This is a genomic window from Aphanothece microscopica RSMan92, from assembly GCF_046613545.2.
Taxonomy (GTDB): Bacteria; Cyanobacteriota; Cyanobacteriia; order PCC-6307; family Cyanobiaceae; genus NIES-981.
On the sequence record NZ_JBKKKY020000031.1, the window covers coordinates 1 to 23,803 of the forward strand.

General features: G+C 68.4%; 28 protein-coding genes. 17 read left to right on the forward strand and 11 right to left on the reverse strand.

Features of this window, described 5'->3' with window-relative positions; all coding sequences use genetic code 11:
- From ACLD7X_RS09855 to ACLD7X_RS09875, 5 genes are all read left to right on the forward strand, one after another.
- The coding region (locus ACLD7X_RS09855; RefSeq protein ID WP_411423447.1) for an ABC1 kinase family protein at positions 1-1,400 on the forward strand (1,400 nt) is incomplete at its 5' end.
- A 34-nt stretch (positions 1,401-1,434) separates the two neighbouring features.
- Complete coding sequence (locus ACLD7X_RS09860) at positions 1,435-2,544, forward strand: transporter substrate-binding domain-containing protein (protein WP_411423448.1); 1,110 nt, start codon at positions 1,435-1,437, stop codon at positions 2,542-2,544.
- Between the two features lie 190 nt (positions 2,545-2,734).
- Entirely contained in the window at positions 2,735-3,184 is a 450-nt protein-coding gene (locus ACLD7X_RS09865) for a tellurite resistance TerB family protein (protein WP_411423449.1), read from the forward strand.
- 110 nt (positions 3,185-3,294) lie between these two features.
- A complete protein-coding gene (locus ACLD7X_RS09870; protein WP_412006660.1) occupies positions 3,295-3,711 on the forward strand; it encodes a dTDP-4-dehydrorhamnose 3,5-epimerase in 417 nt (138 codons plus the stop codon).
- Positions 3,712-3,748: 37 nt separating this feature from the next.
- The gene (locus tag ACLD7X_RS09875) at positions 3,749-4,657 is read left to right on the forward strand and encodes an MBL fold metallo-hydrolase (protein WP_411423451.1); all 909 of its coding nucleotides are present in this window, start codon (positions 3,749-3,751) and stop codon (positions 4,655-4,657) included.
- A 71-nt stretch (positions 4,658-4,728) separates the two neighbouring features.
- On the opposite strand, the gene ACLD7X_RS09880 is transcribed toward ACLD7X_RS09875, so the two are convergent.
- On the reverse strand, positions 4,729-4,872 hold the full coding sequence (locus tag ACLD7X_RS09880) for a hypothetical protein (protein ID WP_411423452.1): 144 nt from the start codon (positions 4,870-4,872) through the stop codon (positions 4,729-4,731).
- A gap of 417 nt (positions 4,873-5,289) precedes the next feature.
- Between ACLD7X_RS09880 and ACLD7X_RS09885 the strand changes: the two genes are divergently transcribed.
- On the forward strand, positions 5,290-5,709 hold the full coding sequence (locus ACLD7X_RS09885) for a nuclear transport factor 2 family protein (protein ID WP_411423453.1): 420 nt from the start codon (positions 5,290-5,292) through the stop codon (positions 5,707-5,709).
- On the opposite strand, the gene ACLD7X_RS09890 is transcribed toward ACLD7X_RS09885, so the two are convergent.
- A complete protein-coding gene (locus tag ACLD7X_RS09890; RefSeq protein ID WP_411423454.1) occupies positions 5,688-5,924 on the reverse strand; it encodes a hypothetical protein in 237 nt (78 codons plus the stop codon). The two genes, ACLD7X_RS09885 and ACLD7X_RS09890, sit on opposite strands and share 22 nt — an antisense overlap.
- 79 nt (positions 5,925-6,003) lie before the next feature.
- Here ACLD7X_RS09890 and ACLD7X_RS09895 point away from each other — a divergent pair, with 79 nt between their 5' ends.
- The gene (locus ACLD7X_RS09895; RefSeq protein ID WP_411423455.1) at positions 6,004-6,372 is read left to right on the forward strand and encodes a DUF1830 domain-containing protein; all 369 of its coding nucleotides are present in this window, start codon (positions 6,004-6,006) and stop codon (positions 6,370-6,372) included.
- A 98-nt stretch (positions 6,373-6,470) separates the two neighbouring features.
- Positions 6,471-6,716: a hypothetical protein gene (locus tag ACLD7X_RS09900; RefSeq protein ID WP_411423456.1), complete on the forward strand. Its 246-nt coding sequence runs from the start codon at positions 6,471-6,473 to the stop codon at positions 6,714-6,716.
- 95 nt (positions 6,717-6,811) lie between these two features.
- Here the strand turns inward: ACLD7X_RS09900 and ACLD7X_RS09905 are convergent, their stop codons facing one another.
- Complete coding sequence (locus tag ACLD7X_RS09905; protein ID WP_411423457.1) at positions 6,812-7,024, reverse strand: hypothetical protein; 213 nt, start codon at positions 7,022-7,024, stop codon at positions 6,812-6,814.
- A gap of 243 nt (positions 7,025-7,267) precedes the next feature.
- Here ACLD7X_RS09905 and ACLD7X_RS09910 point away from each other — a divergent pair, with 243 nt between their 5' ends.
- Positions 7,268-7,435, forward strand: coding sequence for a hypothetical protein (locus ACLD7X_RS09910; protein ID WP_425625154.1), 168 nt, complete (start codon positions 7,268-7,270; stop codon positions 7,433-7,435).
- Positions 7,436-7,490: 55 nt separating this feature from the next.
- On the opposite strand, the gene ACLD7X_RS09915 is transcribed toward ACLD7X_RS09910, so the two are convergent.
- From ACLD7X_RS09915 to ACLD7X_RS09930, 4 genes are all read right to left on the reverse strand, one after another.
- Positions 7,491-7,817: a hypothetical protein gene (locus ACLD7X_RS09915; protein ID WP_411423459.1), complete on the reverse strand. Its 327-nt coding sequence runs from the start codon at positions 7,815-7,817 to the stop codon at positions 7,491-7,493.
- Positions 7,724-8,632, reverse strand: coding sequence for a fatty acid desaturase (locus ACLD7X_RS09920; protein ID WP_411423460.1), 909 nt, complete (start codon positions 8,630-8,632; stop codon positions 7,724-7,726). The genes ACLD7X_RS09915 and ACLD7X_RS09920 overlap by 94 nt, the downstream gene beginning before the upstream one ends.
- Positions 8,633-8,651: 19 nt before the next feature.
- The gene (locus ACLD7X_RS09925; RefSeq protein WP_411423461.1) at positions 8,652-9,605 is read right to left on the reverse strand and encodes an orange carotenoid-binding protein; all 954 of its coding nucleotides are present in this window, start codon (positions 9,603-9,605) and stop codon (positions 8,652-8,654) included.
- A gap of 71 nt (positions 9,606-9,676) precedes the next feature.
- On the reverse strand, positions 9,677-10,255 hold the full coding sequence (locus ACLD7X_RS09930; RefSeq protein WP_412006662.1) for a superoxide dismutase family protein: 579 nt from the start codon (positions 10,253-10,255) through the stop codon (positions 9,677-9,679).
- A 151-nt stretch (positions 10,256-10,406) separates the two neighbouring features.
- Here ACLD7X_RS09930 and ACLD7X_RS09935 point away from each other — a divergent pair, with 151 nt between their 5' ends.
- A complete protein-coding gene (locus ACLD7X_RS09935; protein ID WP_412006663.1) occupies positions 10,407-10,721 on the forward strand; it encodes a hypothetical protein in 315 nt (104 codons plus the stop codon).
- A gap of 70 nt (positions 10,722-10,791) precedes the next feature.
- Here ACLD7X_RS09935 and ACLD7X_RS09940 read toward each other — a convergent pair whose 3' ends face one another.
- A complete protein-coding gene (locus ACLD7X_RS09940) occupies positions 10,792-11,187 on the reverse strand; it encodes a DCC1-like thiol-disulfide oxidoreductase family protein (protein WP_412006664.1) in 396 nt (131 codons plus the stop codon).
- Between the two features lie 118 nt (positions 11,188-11,305).
- Here ACLD7X_RS09940 and hemJ point away from each other — a divergent pair, with 118 nt between their 5' ends.
- From hemJ to ACLD7X_RS09955, 3 genes are read left to right on the forward strand one after another with little or no spacing between them, the layout of a single operon-like run.
- Positions 11,306-11,893, forward strand: coding sequence for a protoporphyrinogen oxidase HemJ (gene hemJ / locus ACLD7X_RS09945; RefSeq protein ID WP_411423482.1), 588 nt, complete (start codon positions 11,306-11,308; stop codon positions 11,891-11,893).
- A 5-nt stretch (positions 11,894-11,898) separates the two neighbouring features.
- A complete protein-coding gene (locus ACLD7X_RS09950) occupies positions 11,899-12,561 on the forward strand; it encodes a PHP domain-containing protein (protein ID WP_411423465.1) in 663 nt (220 codons plus the stop codon).
- A 30-nt stretch (positions 12,562-12,591) separates the two neighbouring features.
- A complete protein-coding gene (locus tag ACLD7X_RS09955) occupies positions 12,592-13,134 on the forward strand; it encodes a hypothetical protein (protein ID WP_412006665.1) in 543 nt (180 codons plus the stop codon).
- A 93-nt stretch (positions 13,135-13,227) separates the two neighbouring features.
- Here the strand turns inward: ACLD7X_RS09955 and cobN are convergent, their stop codons facing one another.
- Positions 13,228-17,010 carry a cobaltochelatase subunit CobN gene (gene cobN, locus ACLD7X_RS09960; protein WP_411423467.1) on the reverse strand — a complete coding sequence of 1,261 codons (3,783 nt, stop codon included), beginning with the start codon at positions 17,008-17,010 and terminating at the stop codon, positions 13,228-13,230.
- Between the two features lie 68 nt (positions 17,011-17,078).
- Between cobN and ACLD7X_RS09965 the strand changes: the two genes are divergently transcribed.
- From ACLD7X_RS09965 to ACLD7X_RS09975, 3 genes are read left to right on the forward strand one after another with little or no spacing between them, the layout of a single operon-like run.
- Entirely contained in the window at positions 17,079-17,996 is a 918-nt protein-coding gene (locus ACLD7X_RS09965; protein ID WP_411423468.1) for a branched-chain amino acid transaminase, read from the forward strand.
- 11 nt (positions 17,997-18,007) lie between these two features.
- On the forward strand, positions 18,008-21,757 hold the full coding sequence (gene metH, locus ACLD7X_RS09970; protein WP_411423469.1) for a methionine synthase: 3,750 nt from the start codon (positions 18,008-18,010) through the stop codon (positions 21,755-21,757).
- Positions 21,758-21,804: 47 nt separating this feature from the next.
- A complete protein-coding gene (locus tag ACLD7X_RS09975; protein WP_411423470.1) occupies positions 21,805-22,077 on the forward strand; it encodes a small RNA NsiR4-regulated ssr1528 family protein in 273 nt (90 codons plus the stop codon).
- A 100-nt stretch (positions 22,078-22,177) separates the two neighbouring features.
- Here the strand turns inward: ACLD7X_RS09975 and ACLD7X_RS09980 are convergent, their stop codons facing one another.
- Positions 22,178-22,444 carry a hypothetical protein gene (locus ACLD7X_RS09980; protein WP_411423471.1) on the reverse strand — a complete coding sequence of 89 codons (267 nt, stop codon included), beginning with the start codon at positions 22,442-22,444 and terminating at the stop codon, positions 22,178-22,180.
- A gap of 114 nt (positions 22,445-22,558) precedes the next feature.
- Here ACLD7X_RS09980 and ACLD7X_RS09985 point away from each other — a divergent pair, with 114 nt between their 5' ends.
- Positions 22,559-22,951 carry a DUF2237 family protein gene (locus ACLD7X_RS09985; RefSeq protein ID WP_411423472.1) on the forward strand — a complete coding sequence of 131 codons (393 nt, stop codon included), beginning with the start codon at positions 22,559-22,561 and terminating at the stop codon, positions 22,949-22,951.
- 31 nt (positions 22,952-22,982) lie between these two features.
- On the opposite strand, the gene ACLD7X_RS09990 is transcribed toward ACLD7X_RS09985, so the two are convergent.
- Positions 22,983-23,777, reverse strand: a complete 795-nt coding sequence (locus ACLD7X_RS09990) for an SDR family NAD(P)-dependent oxidoreductase (protein WP_411423473.1) — start codon at positions 23,775-23,777, stop codon at positions 22,983-22,985.
- Between the last annotated feature and the right edge of the window lie 26 nt (positions 23,778-23,803).

The window sequence follows — 23,803 nt, forward strand, 5'->3', positions numbered from 1 at the left end:
CCCGGCTGCAGAGCGCTGTGCCGGCCGCCCCGTGGAGCGAGGTCGAGCCGCGCCTGCTGGAGCAGCTGAACGGCCCCCTCGAGGAGGCCTTCGCCAGCTTCGACCAGACTCCGGTCGCGGCGGGCAGCATCGGCCAGATCTACCGGGCTGAGCGTCCCGATGGTCGTGCGGTGGCGGTGAAGGTGCTGCGACCGGGCATCGAGCGGCAGGTGGAGGAGGACGGTCAGCTGCTCCGCCAGGTGGCTGCTCTGGCGGCCCAGACGCCGCTGGGCTCCCGCTACGACCTGCCCGGGCTTGCGGACCAGCTGATGTCGGCCCTCGAGGGCGAGATCGACTTCCGCAGCGAGGCGCGCCACACCCAGCGGCTCGCGGAACTGCTGCAGCGCTCCTCCTTCGTGGGCGATGGAACCCTGCGGGTTCCGCGGGTCTTTGCCGAGATCTCGGGTCAGCGGATGCTGGTGCTGGAGTGGCTCGACGGCGATCCGATCCTGAGCGAGGCCGGCAGGGCTGCCCTGCGGGACAGTCCCAACGGTCTCGACGGTGCCACCAGCCATCTGCTCGGCGCCTTCGTGGAGCAGTTCTTCGTGGAGGGCTTCTTCGACGCCGATCCCCATCCCGGCAACCTGATGGTGGCGCCGGATGGCACCATCACCCTGCTCGATCTGGGCATGGTGGGGAGTTTCGATCCCCGCACCCGCACGTTGGTGCTGGATCTGGTGCTCGCCCTGATCAACGAGGACCCCGCCAGGGCGACCGACCTGCTGGTGCAGCTGGCCCCGCCCCGCGAGGACGCCGTCGACCGCCGCCGCCTGCGGCGCCAGCTGGATCAGCTGATTCGCTCCAACTTCGCCAAGCCCCTCCACCAGCTCAACTTCGCCCTGTTTCTGGCGGATCTGCTGCAGATCGCCAACGCCTGCGGTCTGCTGGTGCCCGGCAACCTCGGCCTGTTCGTGAAGGCCGTCACCAACCTCGAGGGGGTGGGCCGGGACCTCAACCCCGACTTCTGCTTCACCGAGGCGATGAAGCCCCTGGTCACCCGGCTGATGGCACGCGCCCTGCTGCTGCCGCAGCAGCGGGTGCTGCAGTTCGGCCTCGACCTGCGCAGCCTGGTGCTGGAGTCGCCCCGGCAGCTGAGTGGCCTGCTGCAGCGCTTCAGCGGGGACGACCTGGTCTTTGCCTTCCAGCTCCAGGGACTGGAACGCCTGCTCGGCAATCTCGACGTGCTCTCCCGCCGGATCGCCCTGGCGATCCTGGTGGCCTCCCTGTTGCTCAGTGCCACGGTGATGGCCACCCAGTCCGAGCTGCAGCTGCTGCGGCAGCTCAGTGAGGGGCTGTTCATCGCCGCCAACGTGCTCGGTGTCTGGCTGGTGGTCTCGCTGATGCGCTCCGGCCGCCGCTGATCCCCCTAGGGTCGCGGCGGTCGCCAATCCAGCCGTGGTCCAGTCCCCCAGCTGCATGGCCACCCGCCTGGCCTCCCTGGGCCTGACCTGCGCGGCGCTGCTCCCCGTCCCTGTGGCCAGCCGGACCCTCAGGGTCGGCATCAGCGGCACGGAGCCCTTCCTGATCCAGCAGCAGGGCGAGATCACCGGCATCAGTGCGGATGTCTGGCGGGAGGTCGCCCTCGAGCAGTCCCTCGACTACCAGCTGGTGCCGCAGCCGAACACGGCGGCCAACCTCCAGGCGGTGGCCCGTGGCGAGATCGATCTGGCCATCGGCCCGATCAGCATCACGCCGGAGCGGCTCAGCAGCGGCGCCGTGGAATTCACCCAGCCCTATTTCTTCGGCCATGTGGGTGTGCTGGTCTCCCAGCGCGAAGGTGGCCTCTGGCAGCGCATCCGGCCGTTCTTCCGCACGGCGGCTCTCACCTCGATCGGGGTGCTGCTGCTGTCCCTGTTCCTCGTGGGCAACCTGATCTGGCTGGCGGAACGGCGGCGCAATCCTGGCCAGTTTCCGCGCCCCTATCTGCAGGGCGTGGGCAATGGCATGTGGTTCGCCATCGTCACGCTCACCACGGTGGGCTACGGCGATCGCTCCCCGGTCACCCGCACTGGCCGCGTGATCGCCGGGGTGTGGATGATGATCACCCTGCTGGCGGTCTCCTCGATCACGGCCGGCCTGGCCTCCGCCTTCACCCTGGCGCTGGCCCAGGTTCCCGGCGACGGCATCCGCACGCCGGATGATCTGCGGAACCGGCCGGTGGCTGTGGTCCTCGGCACGACCAGCGAGAAATGGGGCCGGATCAGCGGCGCCTTTGTGAAGCCCCAGCCCACCCTGGAGACGGCGGTGGCCGAGCTGGAACGCCGGGCCGTCGATGCCGTGATCTACGACGCCCCGGCCCTGCGCTACCACCTGCGCCAGCACCCGCATCTCGACATGCGCCTGGCCCGCTTCATCCTGGCCCAGGAGACCTACGGCTTTGCCCTCAGAGCCAACAGTCCCCTGGAGCGTCCCCTGGATGTGAGCCTGCTGCGGCTGAGCCGCTCCGGCCGTATCGACGCCATCCAGCGCAACTGGCTCGAAGTGTCGGGCACGACCAGCGGCTGAGCCGCGATGGCTGAGGGGGCAGCCCTTCGCGGCTTCAGGCCGGCCCCAGGCTCTCCCCAGTCTCTCCCCAAGCTCTAGGTATTCCCTCCTAATTGGCTGCCTCGGTCGGCATCGCTACCGCCAGGGGGGGTGGCACAGGTCTTGGGTGGATTCACCCCTGGCCCCATGGCCTCGTTATCTGAATCCGCTGATGACCACCACCCTCTCCTCCCCCACCGCGCTCGAGACGAGCCAGCCGATGGATCCCGCCACCGCCTTCGCCGCCGTGGCCCTGGCGGCGGTCTCCTGGGATGGCGTGCTGACCATGGCCGGATCCCGTGCCCTGCGGCACTGCCTCGATTACCGCACGCCGTTTCGCAGCTACAGCCCCGAGCGGATGGTCGAACTCCTCGATGGACTGATGGCGACCCTGCGCCAGCAGGGGCCGCAGCACCTGATGGTGATGGCGGCGGAGGTGCTCAATCCGGAGCAGCGCGCCACCGCTTACGCCGTGGCTGCGGAGATCATGCGCTCCGATGGCCCCCTCGAGGATGACGAGCGCAACATCCTCAGCAACCTCGCCGCCGTGCTGGGTCTCTCCGACGCCGTGACCATCCCCGTGCATTCGGTCATGGACCTGCTCCATGCCGACCTGGCCTGAGGCCCGTGCTGGATTGATGACATCCGACCCCTGTCGGTCGGTCTGGTACCAGCAGCTACGCCATGGCCGGCGATGTTTTCGTGAAACTTCACGATATTCGGTGTCGTGCCATGGCGTTGTCCCGTCGTGTCGAGATCCTGCCGTTCAGTGGTAACCGCTCCGGTCAGGCCTACTTCTCCCAGCCCCAGCCCAGCGATGAGACCCTGATTGCCGAGATCGGCACCCAGGCGTCCTGCGAGCTGTTCTGCCACCGTCATCAGACCGACCAGCTGATGGTGCTGCGGGGTGCGATCGATCTGGTGGTGCTTCAGGAGCGCACCCTGCGCCGGATCTGCCTGCGTGAGGATGAGGGGGCCTGGGTGCGCATTCCGCCCGGTGTGCCCCATGGTGCGATCAACCGCGGCCGCACCCCGGCCCTGCTTGTCAATGCGGTTCTGCGCCACGGCCCCAGCGATGCCCGCGATTACCGGCCCCGGCAGGTCCCCCAGGCCCTGCTGGAGGACTGGAAGGCCCTCACCCTCGCCTAGATCGGGGAGAATGCGCCCCATCAGCACAAGGCACGAGATGCGTCGGCCCCCGGTTCTGGTTCTCTGTGCCGTGGCGGCGGCGCTGCTCTTCGGTCTGCTCCCTCACCCACCGCTGGCTGCCCAGGGTGCCGCGGCCGAGCCGTTCCGCGCCGCACCGGTGCGCGGGCCGGTGGCCGTGATCAGCGGTGAGGGGGGAAACATCGGGGTGCTCACCGGCCCGGAGGCCACCCTGCTGGTGGACGCCAAGTTCGAACGAACGGTGGCGCCGGTGCTGGCTGCCGTCCAGGCCCTGGGCGGCCAGGATCCGGCCTGGTTGATCAACACCCACTTCCACTTCGATCACACGGACGGCAATGCCGGGTTCGCCCGTCGTGGGGCGACGATCGTCGCGCAGGAGAAAGTCCGCACCCGTCTGGCCCAGGGATCCAGGATCGCGGCCTTTGACCGGGTGACCCCGCCTGCGCCGCCCGAGGCCCTGCCGGTTGTGACCTTCGAGCAGAAGCTGCGTCTCCACATCGACGACGAGACCGTCGACCTGCTGCATCTACCCGCGGCCCACACCGACACGGACGCGATCGTGCACTTCGTCAGGGCTGATGTCATCCATACCGGTGATGTGTGGTTCAACGGCAGCTATCCGTTCATCGACACCGGCCATGGCGGCACCCTGGCCGGGGCGATCGCCGGTGTGGATCGGGTGCTGGCTCTGGCCGGACCCGAAACCCGGATCATTCCAGGCCATGGCCCGGTGGGGGGGAAGGACGATCTGGAGAGCTACCGCGCCATGCTGGCCCTAGCCCTGGAGCGGCTTTCGGCCCTGAAGCAGCAGGGGCTCAGCCTCGAGCAGGTCGTCGCCGCCCAGCCCCTGCTGGATCTGGAGGCGCGCTGGGGTCAGGGACTGTTCCCGGGTGACCGCTGGATTGCGGTGATCTGGGAGGGCTTCTGAGCTGGCCGAGACCTGAGCCAGGGGGCAGGATCGGCCAGGGGACAGGATCGGCGACCACCCTGAAGCTTCAGTCAGTCGAGGGCGATCCGCTCGAGGCTGCGCGGAGCGGTCGTGAGCGATGCCCCCAGGGTTGGGGTCAGTTGATCCAGCAGCAGAAAGGCCGGCACCATCAGGATGGCGCCCACCGCCACCGAGGTGATGAGGTGAACCAGCACGGCATCGTCGGTGGATGCCCATCGCGAACCGGACCGAGCAGACGTCCAACCACTTCGCGGGGATGTCTGCTCGTTGCTCTGGTGGTTCATGGTGACCTGAAGCACCCGTGCGGCTTGACACGGCCCGATCAATCTGAACCTAAAAGTGCATCCCACCCACCACCAGCGAGCCCGGACGTTCTGTCGCCTCTCGTTTCACTCCTTAAGAAGAGGACACATCCTTCAGTACTGGACATCTCCACCCGGGCAGTACTGGACATCTCCAGTCGGGACGGGACACGTGCCATAACACCATGGCCGCCGTCCGGCGCTGCCCAGGCGGTGCGGAGTGCTGGCGTTGCTGTCGGCGTCTTCTGCGGCGCCTGTGTCCTGTGGAATGGCTGACACCACCACCCTCCTCCCGCCGGGATCTCTGCCATGGATGAAGCCAGCCTGCGCCTCCTGTTCAGCCGGGATTACGGAACTCCCGCTCCGGGTGAAGAGCTGTGGCGCTCCCACTACGCCGAGGACGTTCACTTCCAGGACCCCACCCAGGAGCGTCAGGGTCTTCAGGCCTACATCCGGGCCCAGGAGGGACTGCTCAGCCGCTGCGATGACGTGAAGCTCGAGCCCGCCGCCATTGCGATCGCGGGCAGGACCGCCTTCATCGAGTGGGTGATGGGTCTGAAGATCAAGGGCATCGAGTTCATCTATCCCGGCACGACCCGCCTGCTGCTCGACGATGCCGGCAAGATCGTCGACCACCGTGATTACTTCGATTTCGTGGGGCCGACCTTTGCGCCTGTCCCGGTCATCGGTGGGTTCGTGCGCTGGCTCTACGGCCGCTTCGTCGGCTGAACGTCCCAGTCACGCAGTGCCTCCAGGCCGGCGGCCACCGGCTCCCGGTCTTCCACCCGTGTGCCGTGGCCCCGGAGCAGCGGGATTTCCATGCTGTACCCCTCCCGGTGCAGCCAGTGGGCCAGGGGATTGATCTCGGCCGTCTGGATCGGGCCGTTGGGTCGAGGCGTTGGGGTCGAACTGATGGGCACGAGCCGATGAGTGAAGATACTCATCTGCGCCATTTGGTGCCAGCGACCACTGTCTTGCCGGTTCCGATCCCCAAGAGTCGAATCGCTGCTGCTGGGGGCCGCCATGCTCGACTGTGGTTATCGGAATGAGCGCGCCCATCTGGTGATCCTCTGCTGCATCGCAGCCGATGGCTTCCGACTGGAGCGGGTGATCTTCCCGTTTGAATTGCTCACCTTTCTGGCCCCGCCCGGCGCCACGGTGCTGATCTACGGCCCCACCGCCGACGACCCCGAGCTGCTGGAGCAGTTCGATGCCGACACGTTGTTGCTGGGCCTTCAAGCCAGCGATCAGCATCCCCTGTTGCCCGCCAGCATGGAAGCGATGCTGCGGGATCTGCGCCAGCGGTACGCCTGCGAGCCCAGCCCGGAGAACCGCCAGCGGTTGACCCAGCTGGAGCAATCGTTGATCCACTACCTGCCGGGCATGGCTTGATCTCTGCCGCGGCGGATGGACGGTTCACCGCCCATCTGAGCCCGTTCCCCAGGCGTTCTGTCCCGCCAGAATGGCGCAAAGTCCCTGCTGAGTTCGTCATGACCTCCATCCAGCCGATGAGGAGTGGACCTCCCTCCGCCCTCGTGGCGCCGGTGCTGGGTCTGGCGGCCATCGGAGCCCTGGTGGTGCTTCCCCTGGTCGTGCTCGCCGCGATTCCCCTGGTCGTGGCCACGGTGATGGCGGTCGGTGGTGTCCTGGTGCTCGGACTCACCGTCTGGGCCTGCATCGAGGGACTGGCTGCCCTGGAGCGGTGGATGGAGCGGGACTCCCGTTTCCAGCGCTGAGCCGGCCATGAAGGCCCTGACCGCTCACCTTCAGAGCTGCGGCCCCAGAGCTGCTGACCTTGAGAAACGGGCCAGCTCTTGAGATCCCGCTCCGTTCAGGTCGAGCCATCAGGGTCCAGCCCTGCAGCCTGGTCAACGGCTGGCCTCCCGCCGAGGGTGAGGCCCCGGCGCTGAACTTCAAGGCTGAATCCATGGCTGAGCTCCGAACCCGGGCGCTGCCGCCACCAGCGGATCAGGCCAGCCAGCTTGATCAGCACCATGCCGCACCACAGCACCAGGGCCAGGGTTTCGGCGCTGAGGGATCCCATGGCAGTGCTGCCGTGCTGTGTCCCACTGTGGCGTGTGCCGATCGCCGCTCGGCTGGGGCGGTGCCGGTACGATGGCAAGCTGCGTACGTCGCCGATCCCTCTGCGCCAGCCGTTCTCCTCAGGACGTTCTCCTCAGAACATGCCCCGCTGATCGTTCTGGCTGCCTCAGACTCTCGGCTCCAGCTTTCCCGTTGTGCCTCGCCTGGTTCCATGACCATGTCCCCAGCTGAACGGGTCCGACGGGTGAGCCGCGAAGATGCTCTGGAACAGCTGGATCTTTCCACCGTTGCCCAGGCCTATCGCTCCGGTGAGCCCGTGTACCTGGGCCGGGGCGATTTCTGGAAATGGGAGAATGACGGCATCCCAGGCTGGCTCATCCCCCAGCTTCAGGATCTCGGTTTTCTTCCCTGAGGCGCGGCACTGACATGCTGCACTGAGGTACGGCACTGAGTTGGGGCAGTGGGGTTCAGAACCTCGACATTGCCTCGATCTTCGCCAGCTTCTGCGCTTCGAGTCCCGACAGTTCGTCAAGGTCGAGCAGGCCCTCCTTCACCAGGCTGGCGAACACGAACAGAATCCCCTGCAGGCGGAAGTCGAAACGCCCTTCGATGGTGTGGCGTTCGATGCTGAGGTAGTCGTGGAGTTTCCAGACCGTTTCGGCAGTCTCAAGACCCTCCACACTGGCTCTGACCCGTTGAATCAGCTGGTCGATCGCTCGGCTGTAGGCACGGTCGAAGGCATCACGGGCGATCGACTGTTCGGTTTCAGTCCAGCCCTCCAGCGTGGTCTCCATGGCGTAGGGGCATCCCGGGATGATCGTGTATTCAAGGCTACCGAGGTTCCACGGCCCGCCGCGAGCCTGTGCTGCGGCAAGGCGAACCACGGCAGGCTCGGCTGCTCATGGTGCTCCCGGTGGTAGCCGAAGTGGTAACAGGCCAGCAGGGATGCCCACACCGGCAGGTCCAGACTCGTGGCTGCGGCGCCCTGGCCGTTACGCCCTGCCGAGCCGGCGCGCTGGTGGCGGTGGGGAAGATAGGTGCCGAAGGCAAACAACTGAAGCGAACTGAGCAGCAGGGGCAGCGTGCAGAGCAGCAGCACGGTGGTGCAGGCGCTGCTCCAGCTGTGCGCTCCGCCGAGACGGCAGAACAGGCCGAGCAGAGCCCAGCCGCCGAGTAGCCGGCCCATCTGGCGCGGCGAGAGGTAGCCCCCCATGAAGCGCAGATACCAGCGCAGCAGGCCTGCCTGCGGATCAGGGTGAAAGTCGGGATCCCCCGGCGTCGCCTCCGCCTGGTGGTGCTGATGGTGGTTCCGCTGGCATGGGCCATAGGGCAGGGCGGCATACAGCCCCAGGCAGAGGGCGCCCAGCCTGATGTTCCAGCGCGGGTGGTCCGGCAGCAGCACACCATGCATGGCATCGTGGCCCACGATGAACAGTCCGGTCTGGAGCATGGTGCGGCCGAGCACGGCCAGGGCCAGCAGGGGGAAGGCCAGCTCGAGCACCTCGAGTCTGAGCAGGCTGACCAGGGTGATCAGCCAGCCCAGCACGATGGCGGCGGCCGGCAGCAGTCCCCCGTAGCGGGTCGGGATCACGGCATCGGCCTGAAGCATGGGGGCTTCAGCGTTGTGCTCAACGGGCGAACTTCAGCAGTTCGGCTGGCGAGGCCAGCAGGTCGATGGCCACAAAGTAGATCTTGCCTTCCGGGTTCAGCAGAAAGCGCCAGGCCACGTTCATGCCCACACCGGCACCGAACCAGGGGGTCTGCACCTTGCCGGTCACCTTGATCTGGGTGAATTCGCCCTCGGTGGGCTCGGCATAGCCACGCTCCGGCAGAAGTCGGAGGTTCTGGCAGTCTTCCCGGAAGAACCGCAGGATTGCATCGGTTCCCACGATTGGCTTCTGGAAGGGCGGCTGCAGAGCACCGTCCGGCAGGAAAAGTTTGATCAGATTGTCGAAATCGTTCGCATTCAGCAGATCCATATAATTATTCACCGTCGGGTTGATCACGCCCTCGATGAACACCTTGACCCGCTTCTCCTCGGGCGTGGGGTTCACAACAGGCTCCATCACCCGTTGTCCTTCGCCCTTCTCGGGGTCGTAGCCCATGTCCACGACGAAGTTACGCAGCAGGGTGATCTGCTGCCCCTGATCCACTTCCTTCAGTGAATTGAGCACGGCGGTCGCATTGGCGGAGAGGCGGTAACCCTCAGGAATCGGTGCCACGATTCCCTGAGCCATCCACTCGCCCAGCTGGTACCAGAAACCCAGCTTGATGTTGACAGACCAGTTGGAGTAGGTGCGGCAGATCGGTGTGTCCGTGCGATTGGTCAGATCGCACATCGCCTGGCTCTGCTGGGCGAAGTCCATCGCCTTGATTTCATTCAGCACCCCCTCGGCAAACTGCATCCGGGCCGCGCCGGGGGCTGCAATGGTGATGGTACGCCCCATTTCGAGGTAGGCGAACCAGATCAGGGCAAGTTGGTCTTCGGCGCTGAGCAGCCTGAAGCGCGCCGTGATGGCGGGGACCACGTCCGCCTGCAGCGTTTCCGGAAAGATCTTTGTGGCCTTCTCAATTGTGAACATGGTTCATGTCTCCCAGTTGATGTGTAGCCCTCCCCAACCTAGACGTTGCGCTGAACCCGCTTGCAGCGGCTTCAGCCGGGCACCACGGCACAGGCGATGCGGGCACCCCCACCCCCAAGCGGCGGGGTGTCGCTGTAAGTGTCACCGCCGGCATGCACGATCAGGGCTTTGCCCGCCAGATCCCCCACCCGGAGTCGGGGGGCGCGCACCGGCAGACGGGCGCTGCCATCAGCGGCCACCACCAGGCGGCTCAGGTCTCCCCGGTGTCCGTTGCCGTCCGGGCCGAGGTGATGGCCGCTGCCGTCGGGGTCCCAGTGCCCCCCGGCGCTGAGGCCAGCCACCGGGCCCTCCTCAGCGTCGCCGGGGCCGCAGTCACCGAGGGCATGGAGGTGGAAACCATGCTCGCCGGGTGGCAGGTCCTGCAGATCCGGCAGGATCACCAGCCCCTCGGGGCTGTCCCGCAGGCTGAGCGAGCCGAGGCTTGCGTGCACCCCCTCCGCGTCGATCCTGCGCAGGGCAACCCGGAGCTCCTGATCAGCTCCCGCTGCCAGGGGGAGAAACAGCAGCAGGCTGAGCAGGCAGGCCAGGAGCACCGCCAGCAGGGCGGGGTTCCAGGGTGACTCGTGCCCAACACCTTGCCGCAGCTCCATGCCCTCGGCTCCACCGTGGTTCCGGGAAGACCCTAGGCAGTGGCGGCCTGCGCTAGGCATGGACCACGGGTGAGCACTGCCGTCCCGTCGCCCTGGGCCGTTCCGCCTCTCCGGTCCCGCCATTCCATTCGCCCTTTGCCGACCTGCCCGCATGACCACCGCCACCAAGCCGCAGATCCTGGCCGCGGCAAGCGTCTGGCTTGCCGTGGTGCTGAATCTCGTGCCGGGTCTGGGCACCGGTTACATCTACCAGCGACGCTGGAGGGCCTACTGGCTCACCTCGGCGATTGCGACACTCTGGTTCGTGGCCGGTGCCATGCAGACCCAGGGGTTGGATCCCGTGCTGATGGCCGATCGTCTTCAGCGCAGCCGACTGATCGGCCTGGGGGGATTCCTGCTGATCGCCGCCGTCACGGCCTGGGAGGCCGGCAGGGCGGGCGTCCGGGCCCGACAGGACACCGTGTGACGGCGCCAGCCACCGCCACGCCCAGCGGCAGAACACTTCCCCCTGAGGGTCGCCTCCTGGGCCTTCCCCTTCAGGGACGACCGTCCGGATCGACCGGCAGGCCCCGCCAGCCCAGGGCCGCGCGTCGAGCCAGCAGCAGCAGGGGGTAGAGCAGCCTGGCGCGGCCCGTTCCGGCCATCAGCGGCGCCAGCACCTGGAGGAGCGCTGAGCTGGGTCTCATGCGCGCGCTGATCCAGGCCAGCGCCTCGGCCCCGTGCAGGACCCGATCGCCGTCGAGCACCACGGCCCCATCCCGCAGGTGGAAACCGCGGGCGGCCAGTTGATGGCGCAGGGAGCCATCCGCCCGACCATCACGGATGGCCAGCCCTGGAATGCCGCTGCGCAGCTCGCTGAGTTCAGCGAAGTGGCGGCAGAACGGGCAGCCGCCGTCGAACACCAGAACCATGGGGGAGGAGGCCGGGGTCACGGGAGAAGGGGAAGCCAGGATTCGATCGTCCACCTTGCAGCACGTTCGCTCCGCTGCTGAAGCCTCCCCGTCAGAGGGGGCGCCTCCCCCTACCCTGAACCGACCCTTCCAGAGCGGCATGCTGCTCGCCCTCTCCTGGCCTCCGCAGGCCTATCTGTGGTTCAAGACCCTCCACATCGTGGGGGTGGTGGTGTGGTTCGCGGGGCTCTTCTACCTCGTGCGCCTGTTCATCTACCACCGGGAGGCCGCGGAGCTGGATCCCCCCCTGCGCGAGGCCTTCGAGGCGCAGTACGGCCTGATGGAGCGCCGGCTGGCCAACATCATCACCACCCCGGGCATGGTGGTGGCCGTGGTCTGTGCCGTCGGTCTGCTCACTGTCACGCCCACCTGGCTGCATCAGAGCTGGATGCACGCCAAGCTCGCCTTCGTGGCCGCGCTGCTCGCCTACCACGCCTTCTGTTACCGCCTGATGGGGCAGCTGCAGCGGCGGGAGTGCCAGTGGAATGGCCGGCAGCTCCGCGCCCTCAACGAACTGCCCACCCTGCTGCTGGTGATCGTGGTGATGCTGGTGGTGTTCAAGGACCAGTTCCCCACCGGAGCCGCCACCTGGTTCATGGTGGCGCTGGTGGTGTTCATGGCCGCCTCGATCCAGTTCTATGCCCGCTGGCGTCGGCTCCGCTCCGAGCGCCTGGCCGCAGAAGGCTGAGCGGCATGGCGGCTGCGCGTTCTGCCCATCCCCTTGCCGCCGTGCTGCGGCAGGTCGATCCCGCCAGCTGTCCGACCCGGTTCAACTTCCACTGCCACACCACCTGCAGCGACGGCAGCCTTGCCCCCGCGGCCCTCGCGGACCAGGCGCTCGCCCTCGGTCTGGAGCACCTGGCCGTGACCGATCACCATGCGACCGGAGCCCATGGCGAGATCCACGCCACGTTCGAGCGGGCCGCCGGCGAGGGCCGCCCGGCTCCCACCCTGTGGCGCGGGGTGGAGATCAGCTGCCTGCTCGAGGGATGCCTCGTCCACGTGCTGGGCCTGGGATTCGCCGAAGAGCACCCGAGCCTGCACGCCTATCTGCAGGGCCAGGCGGTGGTCGGAGCGGCTCTGCGGGCCGAGGCTGTGGTGGAGGCCATCCATGCGGCCGAGGGCCTGGCCCTGCTCGCCCATCCCGCCCGGTACCGGCTGCCCTTCCAGCGGCTGATCGCCGCCGCCGACCGGCTGGGCTTCGATGGGGCCGAGGCCTGGTACGACTACGGCCTCCAGCCACGCTGGTCGCCCACCCCCCTGGTGTGCGAGAGCATCGCCCGGGAGCTCTCGCAGCGGCGGCTATTGATGAGTTGTGGTACGGATACCCATGGTCTGCACCTCCACGGCCGCTAGGGTTTGCTGACGCTTTCCCCTTGCCTGTCGATGGGTCTGTTTGATCGCCTGTTCTCTTCCGGCTCCGGCGCGAACAGCGCCCCTGCCGCCAAGCCCAACCCCCGCAAGCAGTCGGAGGCAGTGTTCCTCGATGCCGATGCCTCCAGCAGCCTGGGTGACGTCAACCTGATGAAGCGGTCGAACACGATCCGCCACACGTTCCCGGGCACCGCCGCCAGCCCTGGTACCAAGGAGATGGTCGCGGAGGTCTCCTCGATGGAGGCCAAGGTCGAGAAGATGTCCGAAGGCCTGCCCGGCGCGGGCCGCGCCGAGGCCGACATCAACCTCACCGGCGGGGTGCCCAAGCCGGTGAAGAAGACCTTTGCCCAGCAGATGTCGCCAGCCCAGCTGGAGCAGCGCCGCAAGGGATCAGCCGTGGGCGTGAACGTGCCCGGTGGCCCCGCGGCCATCAAGAAGGAGGCCGACCAGGCCTCCAGCGCAGCGGCGTCCCAGCCCCAGATCGCCCAGCAGGCTCCGGCCAAGCCCGGTGAGATCGATCCCTTCCGCCAGATGGTGCGCGAGCTCAACAGCTGAACCGGCGCCCACCCCGCACCGCCCATCCGGCCGGCCGCCGTCAGGGCTCCATTCGGCGCCCTCTTCAGGGCCCTCTTCAGCGTCCCTGGCTGGTCAGGGGCGCTGCTCGATGAGGGCTTCGCTCTCCAGCACGAGCTGCCGCAGTCCCCGGAGCTGCGCTTCGGTGGCCCCCTCCCAGAGGCCCCGGTGATGGGCTTCCAGCAGTCGCTCGGCCATGTCCCGCAGGGCCCAGGGGTTGGCGCGCTCCAGGAAGCGGCGCACCTCTCCATCGCCCAGCCAGCTCTCCCAGAGGGCGCCGTAACTCCAGTCCGGTACCCGTCCGGTGCTGGCGTCGTAGGCGAACAGGTAGTCGAGGCTGGCGGCCATCTCGAATCCCCCCTTGTAGCCGTGCTCCCGCATCGCCTGGATCCAGCGGGGATTGAGCACCCGGCTGCGCAGCACCTTGTCCAACTCCTTCTCCAGCCGGTGCAGCCGCGGCCTGCTGCTGCGCGAATGGTCGCCGAACCACAGGGCCGGGGCTGATCCCTGCAGAGATTCGGCGGCCGCACTCAGCCCGCCCTGAAACTGGTAATAGTCGTCGGAATCCAGCAGGTCGTGCTCCCGGTTGTCCTGGTTGTGCAGCACCACCTGCACCGCCCCCAGTCGCTGCTCGAGGCCCTGCCGATCCGCTGCGGCATCGATCATCCCGGGGGCCCCGTCGCCCGCCGGCCCGTAACGCCAGCAGCTCCAGCTCAGAAAGGCCTCGCCCAGATCCGCGCGGCTGTCCCACTCCCCGCTGTGGATCAGCCCCTGCAGGCCGGCTCCGTAGGCCCCCGGCGCTGAGCCGTAGACGCGCGCGCTGTGACCGTCCTGCCGGGCGGCCTCGGCCAGGGGATTGGCGCTGCCCTCTTCGCTCAGGGCGGCCACCATCGCCGTGGCCCGGTTCATCCAGCCCACCAGCTGGGGAAAGGCGTCGCGGAACAGACCCGAGATCCGCAGGGTCACATCGACGCGGGGGCGCCCCAGCAGCCGCAGTGGAATCACCTCCAGGTCCACCAGGCGCCGGGTGGGTCCGTCCCAGACCGGACGGACCCCCAGCAGGGCCAGGGCCTGGGCGATGTCCTCGCCGCCGTTCCGCATCGTGCTGGTGCCCCAGACGGAGAGGGCCAGGTTGCGCAGATGTTCCCCCTCCTCCTGGAGGTGGAGCTCCAGCAGCAGCTCCGCGCTGCGTCGGCCCAGGTCCCAGGCGGCCTCGGTGGGCAGGCCGCGCAGATCGACGGAATAGAAGTTGCGGCCGGTCGGAAGCAGATCCGGGCGCCCCCGGGTGGGCGCCCCCGCCGGGCCGGCGGCAATGCGCCGGCCCTCCAGCCCCTCCAGCAGGGCCCGCCGTTCGGCATCGGCACAGGCCAGCAGCCGGGGCTTCCACTGCTGCTGCAGGTTGGCCACCACTGCCGCGGTGGCCGGGCCCGGCGTGCCCTCGTCGGCAGCTGCCCACTCCTCGGCAGGCCCTTCGCGCGGCGCCGCGAGCACCAGGCGGCAGAGCTCCAGGGCCCGCTCCTCCAACAGCGCCACCCCGTCTCCGACACAGCGCAGCCGGCTCGTGGCGTTCAGTCCGGCCGCCCGCAACCGCTGTAGATCGGCGGCCTCCAGGGGCTGCTCCTCCGGGTCCGTCCAGGGGTCGAACGCGAGGCCCAGGTCCCGGGCCAGGGCCTGGGTGAGACCCGCCACCCCGCCCTGGGGTGCGCGCGCCAGACACAGGAGCAGTTCGGCCAGCCGCTCGCTTCCGGGCAGCTGGCCGTAGGTGTGGAGCCCCAGGCGGATCTGGGCCTCCTTGAGCTCACAGAGGTAGCCGTCCGCCGCGTCGAGCCTGGCGTCCTGATCCGCCTCGGCAGCCAAGGCTGTCAGGGGCAGCTCCAGCTGCTGGAGCAGCTCCAGCAGGGTGGCCCGCAGGGGGGCGCTGCGGGCGCTGCCCAGCTGGCAGGCCTCCCAGTACTCATCGAGCAACGTTTCCAGCCGCTGCAGATCGCCATGCAGCCCAGCCCGGCCGAGGGGCGGGGTGAGGTGGTCGAGGATCACCGCCTGGCTGCGCCGCTTGGCCTGGGACCCTTCGCCCGGATCGTTGACGATGAACGGGTAGAGATGGGGCATGGGGCCCAGGGCCCATTCCGGAAAGCACTGCGGCGAGAGGCCAAGCCCCTTTCCAGGCAGCCATTCGAGGTTGCCGTGTTTGCCGACATGCACGACGGCATGGGCGGCGAAGGTCTGCCGCAGCCAGAGGTACTGCGCCAGGTAGGCGTGGGTGGGGGGCAGGTCGGGGGAGTGGTAGCTGAGGCTCGGGTCGCGGCCGTAGCCCCGTTCCGGCTGGAGCAGCACCACCACATGGCCGAAGGCCAGTCCGCGGACCGGGAAGCCCGGCGGCCCATCGGACGGCCTGGCCAGCCCGGCATCCCGTTCGGGCGGGCCCCACACCGCCTCCAGCCGCTGACGCCCCTCCAGGGGCAGGGTGTCGTACCAGCTCCGGTAACCGACCAGGTCCTGGTGGGCCAGCGCAGGGCGGTGAATGCTCTCGGGGTCGTTGCTCAGCCCGCGCAGCAGGCGTTCGATCAGGGCATCGCCATCGGCCGGCAGGTCGCAGCCCCCGGCGTCCGTCGTGCCGCCGAGGCTGTAGCCGGCCTCCCGCAGCCACTGCAGCATCAGGGCCGTGGAGGCCGGTGTGTCGAGACCGACCCCATTGGCCACTCGGCTGTTCCGGTTGGGATAGTTCGCCAGCACCAGCGCAATCCGACGCTGCGCTGGCGGGGTCTGCCGCAACCGCACCCACTGGCTGGTGAGGGTGGCGATCCAGTCGAGGCGTTCCGGATCGGGCCTGTAGCCCTGCAGTGCCGACACCAGGCGGTCACTGGCCCCCTCGGTCTCCTTGAAGGCCCCGATGCGGGTGGTGATGCGGCCGTCCAGTTCCGGCAGGGCCACCTGCAGGGTCAGGTCGGTGGGGGCCAGGCCGATGCTGCTGGCCTGCCAGAGCCGCTGGGGCTGGCTGCTGCAGAGCAGCTGCAGCACAGGTACCCCGAGGCAGTCCCAGAGCGGCGCACCGAGGCCGGCTTCCTCGAACTGCACCGAGGCGAAGGAGGTGCAGCACAGCACGGCCTCGACCCCTTCCCGTTCCAGCAGATCCCCTACCCCCTGCTGCACGGCCGGGTCCCGCAGGCTGCTGACCCACAGGGCCCGGGGAACCAGTCCCCCGCGCCGCAGCGCGTCCAGGGTCGCCTCCATCAGCGCCAGGTCACCGGCCTGCAGCAGGGCCCGGTAGGCGATGACACCCACCCGGGGGCCGGGCTCCGCACGCCAGTCGTGCGGCAGGGGGTCCGCCTGGCGCTCCACGCATGGCGGGGGGGGCTGTTCGCCGCGCAGGAGCCCCCCGAGGGCCTGCAGCACCGCCCGCACGTTCCGGCTCCCCCCCTCGCGCAGTCCCTGGGCGAGGGCCCGGGCCAGCTCCGGTGCCACCGTGCCGCTGCGGGCGAGGAGCTCCTCGTCGCCGGCCGTGCCGGCCAGCACCACCAGCTGCCGCCGGCCGGGCCGCTCGCGGGCCCAGTCCTCGAGCCGGGCCAGCCCGTAGCTCCAGTGCCCCCGCCCCCCCAGCAGCCGCACCACCACCAGCCGTGCCTGCTGCACGGTGCTGGCCAGGTAGTGATCGATCAGGGCCGGATGGCCCAGGGCGGCCAGATTCAGGCCCCGCAACTCCGCGCCCAGCAGGTCGGGCTCCCTGGCCAGGGCCCGATCGACGCTCACCAGATCGGTGTCGGCACTGGTCAGCAGCAGCACCGGCGCCGGTGGCTGCTCCACATAGCTGCCGCCATCGGGCTCGTCGCCGCCCCCCGGAATCGCCGCCAGTCTGTGCATGGACCCATCCTGCTGGCTGCGGTGAGAAGATCGGGGCCATCCAGCTCCTGCCCGTACCTCCCTCCGCCATGCACCAGTTCCTGCCCTACGCCTGGTTCCATGGCGAGTGCGTGCGGTTCGAGGACGCCACCCTGTCGGTGGCGACCCATGCGCTCCACTACGGCACCGGGGCCTTCGGCGGGATGCGGGCGCTCCCGAACCCATCGGACCCGGGCGAGATCCTGCTGTTCCGGGCCGACCGCCATGCCCGTCGGCTCAGCCAGAGCGCGCGGCTGCTGCTGACCGATCTGAGCGAGGAGACGATCCACCACGCCATCCGTGCGTTTCTGGTCGCGAACCAGCCGGCCTGCCCGGTGTATCTGCGTCCGTTCGTCTACACCAGCGATCTGGGCATTGCCCCGCGTCTGCACAACATCGAGACGAACTTCCTGATCTATGGACTCGAGCTCGGCGATTACCTCTCGCCTGAGGGGGTGAGCTGCCGGATCAGTTCATGGACCCGTCAGGAGGACCGCTCCCTGCCCCTGCGCGGCAAGATCAGCGGTGCCTACATCACCAGCTCGCTGGCCAAGACCGAAGCGGTCAAGAGCGGTTTCGATGAAGCGATCCTGATGAACAGTCGCGGCAAGGTGAGTGAGGCCAGCGGCATGAACCTCTTCATCGTGCGCGACGGCCAGCTGATCACCCCCGGCGTCGACCAGGACATCCTTGAGGGCATCACCCGGGCCAGCGTCATCGAACTCGCCCGGGCCATGGGCCTCGAGGTGATCGAGCGGGCCGTCGACAAGAGCGAGCTGTTCGTGGCCGACGAGGTCTTCCTCAGCGGCACCGCAGCCAAGGTCACCCCGGTCCGTCGGGTGGAAACCACCGACCTCCCCCTGGAACGTCCCGTGATGGAGAGCCTCCGCGAGCGGCTGACCCTGATCACGGAAGGCCGTGATCCCGCCTATGACCACTGGGTGACGCGGATCCGCATCGACAGCTGAGGCCCCGCCCGATGACCCTCGCCAACCCACCGGCCACCCCATCCCCCAGCGGTCAGGCGGAGCCGGGCCGCAGACCCGGCTTTCTCGAGCGCCTGCACGGCCCCGATCGGCCGGTGCTGGTCTTCGACGGGGCCACGGGCACCTCCCTGCAGCAGATGGACCTCACCGCCGAGGATTTCGGTGGGGCTGCCCTGGAGGGCTGCAACGAAGTTCTCGTGTTCAGCCGTCCCGACGCGGTGCAGGCTGTCCACCGGCAGTTTCTGGAGGTGGGTGCCGATGTGATCGAGACGGATACCTTCGGAGCCACCTCCCTGGTGCTGGCCGAATACGACATCGCCGACCAGGCCTTCGCGATCAACCGGCGGGCGGCGGAGCTGGCCCGCCAGATGGCCGATGCCTACAGCACTCCGGAGAAGCCGCGGTTCGTGGCCGGATCCATGGGCCCCACCACCAAGCTGCCCACCCTCGGGCACGTCGACTTCGACACGATGAAGGCCTCCTTCCAGGAGCAGGCCGAAGGCCTGCTGGCCGGCGATGTGGATCTGTTCATCGTGGAGACCTGCCAGGACGTGCTGCAGATCAAGGCGGCGCTGCAGGGCATCGAGGCCGCCTTTGCGACGACGGGCCAGCACCGGCCGCTGATGGTCAGCGTGACCATGGAAACCACCGGCACCATGCTGGTGGGCTCGGACATCGCTGCCGTGGTGGCGATCCTGGAGCCGTTCCCGATCGATGTGCTCGGCCTCAACTGCGCCACCGGGCCGGAGCAGATGAAGGAGCACATCCGCTACCTCAGCGAGCACAGCCCGTTTGTGGTGAGCTGCATCCCCAATGCCGGCCTGCCGGAGAACATCGGCGGCGTGGCCCATTACCGGCTGACACCGCTGGAGATGAAGATGCAGCTGCTGCACTTCGTCGAGGACCTCGGCGTGCAGGTGATCGGTGGCTGCTGCGGCACGACCCCGGCCCACATCGGCGCCCTCGCCGAACTGGCGGCCGAGATGAGCCCCGCCCCCCGGCCGGTGCGCCGCTCTGATGCCCGCGAGGATGGAGCGCCGCGGCCCCTGTTGCACTACGAGCCGGCGGCCGCCTCGATCTACGCCACCACCCCCTACCTGCAGGACAACTCATTCCTGATCATCGGGGAGCGGCTCAACGCCAGCGGCTCCAGGAAGGTGCGCGAACTTCTCGCCGAGGACGACTGGGATGGCCTGGTGGCGATCGCCCGCGGCCAGGTGAAGGAGAACGCCCACGTCCTCGATGTCAACGTCGACTATGTGGGCCGAGACGGAGAGCGCGACATGCGCGAGCTGGTGAGCCGGCTGGTCACCAATGTGAATCTGCCGCTGATGCTCGACTCCACCGAGTGGCAGAAGATGGAGGCCGGTCTCAAGGTGGCCGGCGGCAAGTGCATCCTCAACTCCACCAACTACGAAGACGGGGATGAACGCTTCTTCAAGGTGCTCGAGCTGGCCAAGGCCTACGGCGCCGGCGTCGTGGTGGGCACCATCGATGAGGAGGGGATGGCCCGCACGGCCGAACGCAAGTTCGCCATCGCGCAGCGTGCTTACCGCGATGCCCTGGAGTTCGGCATCCCCGCCCACGAAATCTTCTACGACCCCCTGGCCCTGCCGATCTCCACGGGAATCGAAGAGGACCGTCTGAACGGGGCGGCCACGGTGGAGGCGATCCGCCAGATCCGCGACAAGCTGCCCGGGGTTCACGTGGTGCTGGGGGTCAGCAATGTGAGCTTCGGTCTCTCCCCCGCCGCCCGGATCGTGCTCAACTCCGTCTTCCTGCATGACTGCTGCGAGGCCGGCATGGATGCGGCGATCGTCAGTCCGGCCAAGATCCTGCCGCTGGTCAAGATCAGTGAGGAACACCAGCAGATCTGCCGGGATCTGATCTACGACCGCCGGCGCTTCGAGAGCGAAGCCGCCGGTGCCATCTGCACCTACGACCCGCTCACCGTCCTGACCACCCTGTTCGAAGGCGTCAGTGCCAAGGAGGCCAGAGCCGCGGGTCCTTCACTCGCCGATCTGCCGGTGGAGGAACGCCTGCGCCAGCACATCATCGACGGCGAGCGCATCGGCCTGGAGGCCGCCCTGGAGGAGGCCCTGCAGAGCCATCCGGCGCTCCACATCATCAACACCTTCCTCCTGGAGGGTATGAAGGTGGTCGGGGAGCTGTTCGGCTCCGGTCAGATGCAGCTGCCCTTCGTGCTGCAGAGCGCCGAAACGATGAAGGCGGCGGTGGCCCAGCTCGAGCCCCACATGGAGCGTGTGGAAGGGGAAAGCAGCAGCAAGGGCAAGTTTCTGATCGCCACCGTGAAGGGCGATGTGCATGACATCGGCAAGAACCTGGTCGACATCATCCTCACCAACAATGGCTACGAGGTGATCAATCTGGGCATCAAACAGAGCTGTGAGGCGATCATCGAGGCCCAGCAGCATCACCAGGCCGACTGCATCGCCATGAGTGGTCTGCTGGTGAAATCCACGGCCTTCATGAAGGACAACCTGGAGGCCTTCAACGAGGTCGGGATCGCCGCACCGGTGATTCTCGGGGGAGCCGCTCTCACGCCCCGATTCGTCCACGGCGACTGTCGTGCCGCCTACCGGGGCCAGGTGGTCTACGGCCGCGATGCCTTCGCCGACCTGCGCTTCATGGATGCCCTGATGGACGCCAAGGCTGCGGGTCGCTGGGATGACCGGCAGGGCTTCCTCGACGGGGCACCCGAAGGGCTGGGGCTCGGGGATCCCCGGGCCGCCACCGACACCGCCACCGACACCGCCACCGACACCGCCACCGAGACCGCGACCGACACCGCCAGCGCCGCTGACCCTGCCGATCCGGACAGCCAGGAGGAGTCCGCGCCAGGGGCCCCGGTGGCGTCCACACCGAATGACCACCGCTCCGCGGCGGTGCCGGAGGAGCCCGCCCTGGAGCCACCCTTCTGGGGCAGCCGGGTGCTCACCGAGGCTGACATCGACCTCGAAGAGGTGTTCGCCTACCTCGATCGCTCGGCCCTCTTCGCCGGCCAGTGGCAGCTGCGCAAGACCCAGCAGCAGAGCCGGGAGGCCTACGAGGCGATGCTCGCCGAGAAGGCCGAGCCTGTGCTGCAGCAGTGGCAGCGCCGCTGCCTGGCCGAGGGGCTGCTGACCCCGCGGGTGGTCTATGGCTATTTCCCCTGCGGCCGGGACGGCAACGCCGTGGTGGTCTTCGACCCCGCCAGGCGCGCCTCCCCGGTGGGTCGTTTCGAGCTGCCCCGCCAGCGGGCCGGCAACCGCTACTGCATCGCCGACTTCTACCGCGATCTGCAGCTGACACCCGGCGCCGATCCAGCCCCCAGCGACGTGCTGCCGATGCAGGCGGTGACCATGGGAGAGGAGGCCACCCGTTTCGCCCAGCAGCTGTTCCGGCAGGATCAGTACACCGACTACCTCTACTTCCACGGCCTGGCCGTGCAGATGGCCGAAGCCCTGGCGGAATGGGTGCATGCCCGCATCCGCCGGGAGCTGGGCTTCGGTGCTCAGGAGCCCGCCACCCTGCGGGATGTGCTGGCCCAGCGCTACCGCGGCAGCCGCTATTCCTTCGGTTACCCCGCCTGCCCGAACGTGGCCGACTCGCGCCAGCAGCTCGCCTGGCTGGGGGCTGAGCGCATCGGTCTGACGATGGATGACAGCGACCAGCTCGAGCCGGAGCAGAGCACCACGGCCCTGGTGGCGCTCCACAGCAAGGCCCGCTATTTCAGTGCCTGAGGCCACCCCCTTCGGCCTAGCGTGGTGACCCTCCCGCCCTTGTTCCCATGGCCATCGCCGGTCCTGACGGTGTCGACGCTGCGATCAAGGCCGGGGTGGATCTCGATGGCTCGCCGATTCCTGCAGAGATGCTGGCCCTCTACAACGAGGTGATGGCGCTGGAGAGCCAGCGGGCCCGTTCCGGCGTCACCAAATCAATGCGCAACCGGGTGGTCAAGACGGGCTCGAAGCATCTGGATCAGGAGCAACTCGATGCCCGCCTGAAGGCCGCCGGATGGGACGGTCTGAAGGACAGGGAGATCGCCTTCTTCTACGGCTGACCCGGCTGGGCTGCCCCCGCGGCGGTCACGCCGAGCCCCCGGGGATGGAGCGACGCCGAGGGCAGAGCGCGAGCGGCTCAGCTGGATTGCAGTCAGCGGCTCAGCTGCACATCTCCTCAAGGGCCTCGATGACCTCCTGCTGAAACTCCTCGAGGTCGGAGGAGTCGCTGAGGTCCAGACCCTCGCCGGCGGCGTTCTGGGTCAGTTCCTGGAAGTGGAATGCGCCTTCACCGTGGGCGAGGAACTCCATGGCGGAGGGCTCCCCGCTTTCCTTGTAGGCATCGCAGAGGGCCAGGAAGGCCGCGTCTTCGTTGAATTCCCAGCTCATGAAGGGGGGCGCGTCGAACGACAGAGGGAACGCGGTCAACGACCTTTAACGCCTACCCCCCGGAAGCCGTCAACCTCCCGGGCCAACTTTCTTCGTCTGGCGGGCAGTCCGTCACATTCGCCAGACTGATGGGCCTTCGCGTTCCGCGCCGCCGTGAGCGAGCCCAGCGCCTCCGACACCTCTGCTCCGACCGCCCGCAATGTGCTGGGCGAACCGCTGACGATCTGCGGCTGTGAGCCGATGACCGGCTGGTTCCGGGATGGTTCCTGCCGCACCAACGGTGCTGATCTGGGCCTCCACACCGTGTGCTGTGTGGTCAACGACGCCTTCCTCAGCTACAGCCGCGCCCAGGGCAACGATCTCAGCACGCCAGCTCCCCAGTACGGCTTTGCCGGTCTGAGGCCCGGCGACCACTGGTGCGTGTGTGCGCCGCGATGGCTCGAGGCCTACGAGGACGGCATGGCGCCGCCGGTGCGTCTGGAGGCGACGGAGGAGAGCACGCTCGCGCTGATCCCCCTCGAGATCCTCCGCCAGCACGCCGCCTGAGAGGCCAAAGGCTCAGTGATACGCCATCGTCTCACCACGGAATCGGCTGGCCGTCCCAGGCCCAGAAGCCACCGCTCTGCTCTGGTCCGAGACCGTTCAGCACCGCCAGCAGGTGCCGGGCCGCGCGCTGGGGACTGAACAGCCGCTCCGGCGGGACGGAGGCCTGGAACGGTGCTGACAGCGGCGTGGCCGTCGTACCCGGATGGAGCAGGCTGACGCAGCCGAGCGGCAGGCGCCGGCTCCACTCCAGGGCCAGGGTGCGCAATAGCTGGTTCTGGGCGGCTTTGGCGGAGCGGTAGCTGTACCAACCGCCGAGCCGATTGTCGCCGAGGCTGCCGACCCGCGCCGAGAGGCTGGCGAAATGGAAGGGGGCCTGGCGGGGCAGCGCCGGTTCGACGGCCTGGGCCAGCAGCACCGGGGCGAAGGCGTTGACGGCGAAGCTGCGCTCGAGGTTGGCCCGGCACACCTGGGCCAGCCGCTTCTCGGGCCGCAGGGTTCCGTCGTGCAGCACCCCGGCCGTGTTCAGCACCAGCCGCAGCGGCGGACCATCCTGCAGGGCATCGCCCAGGCGGGCGAGGCTGCCGTCGTCGGTGAGGTCGAGCGGCCAGTGGCTCACCCGTTCCCAGGAGGCCTTCTCGCCGCTGCGAACGTCCTCGCGGGAGTCGCGGCGAACGTCACGGCGGAAGTCATGACGGGAGGCCCCCACCAGCTGCAGGCCGGGGGCCCGCTGCTCCAGCTCGGCGAGCAGCGCCCTGCCGATCCCGCCGCAGCCCACCACGAGGGCCCGGCCGACCCAGTCGGCGAGGGGGGGCTGGGGACTGGACACGGCCGCAGCCTCCGGGGATCCGCATG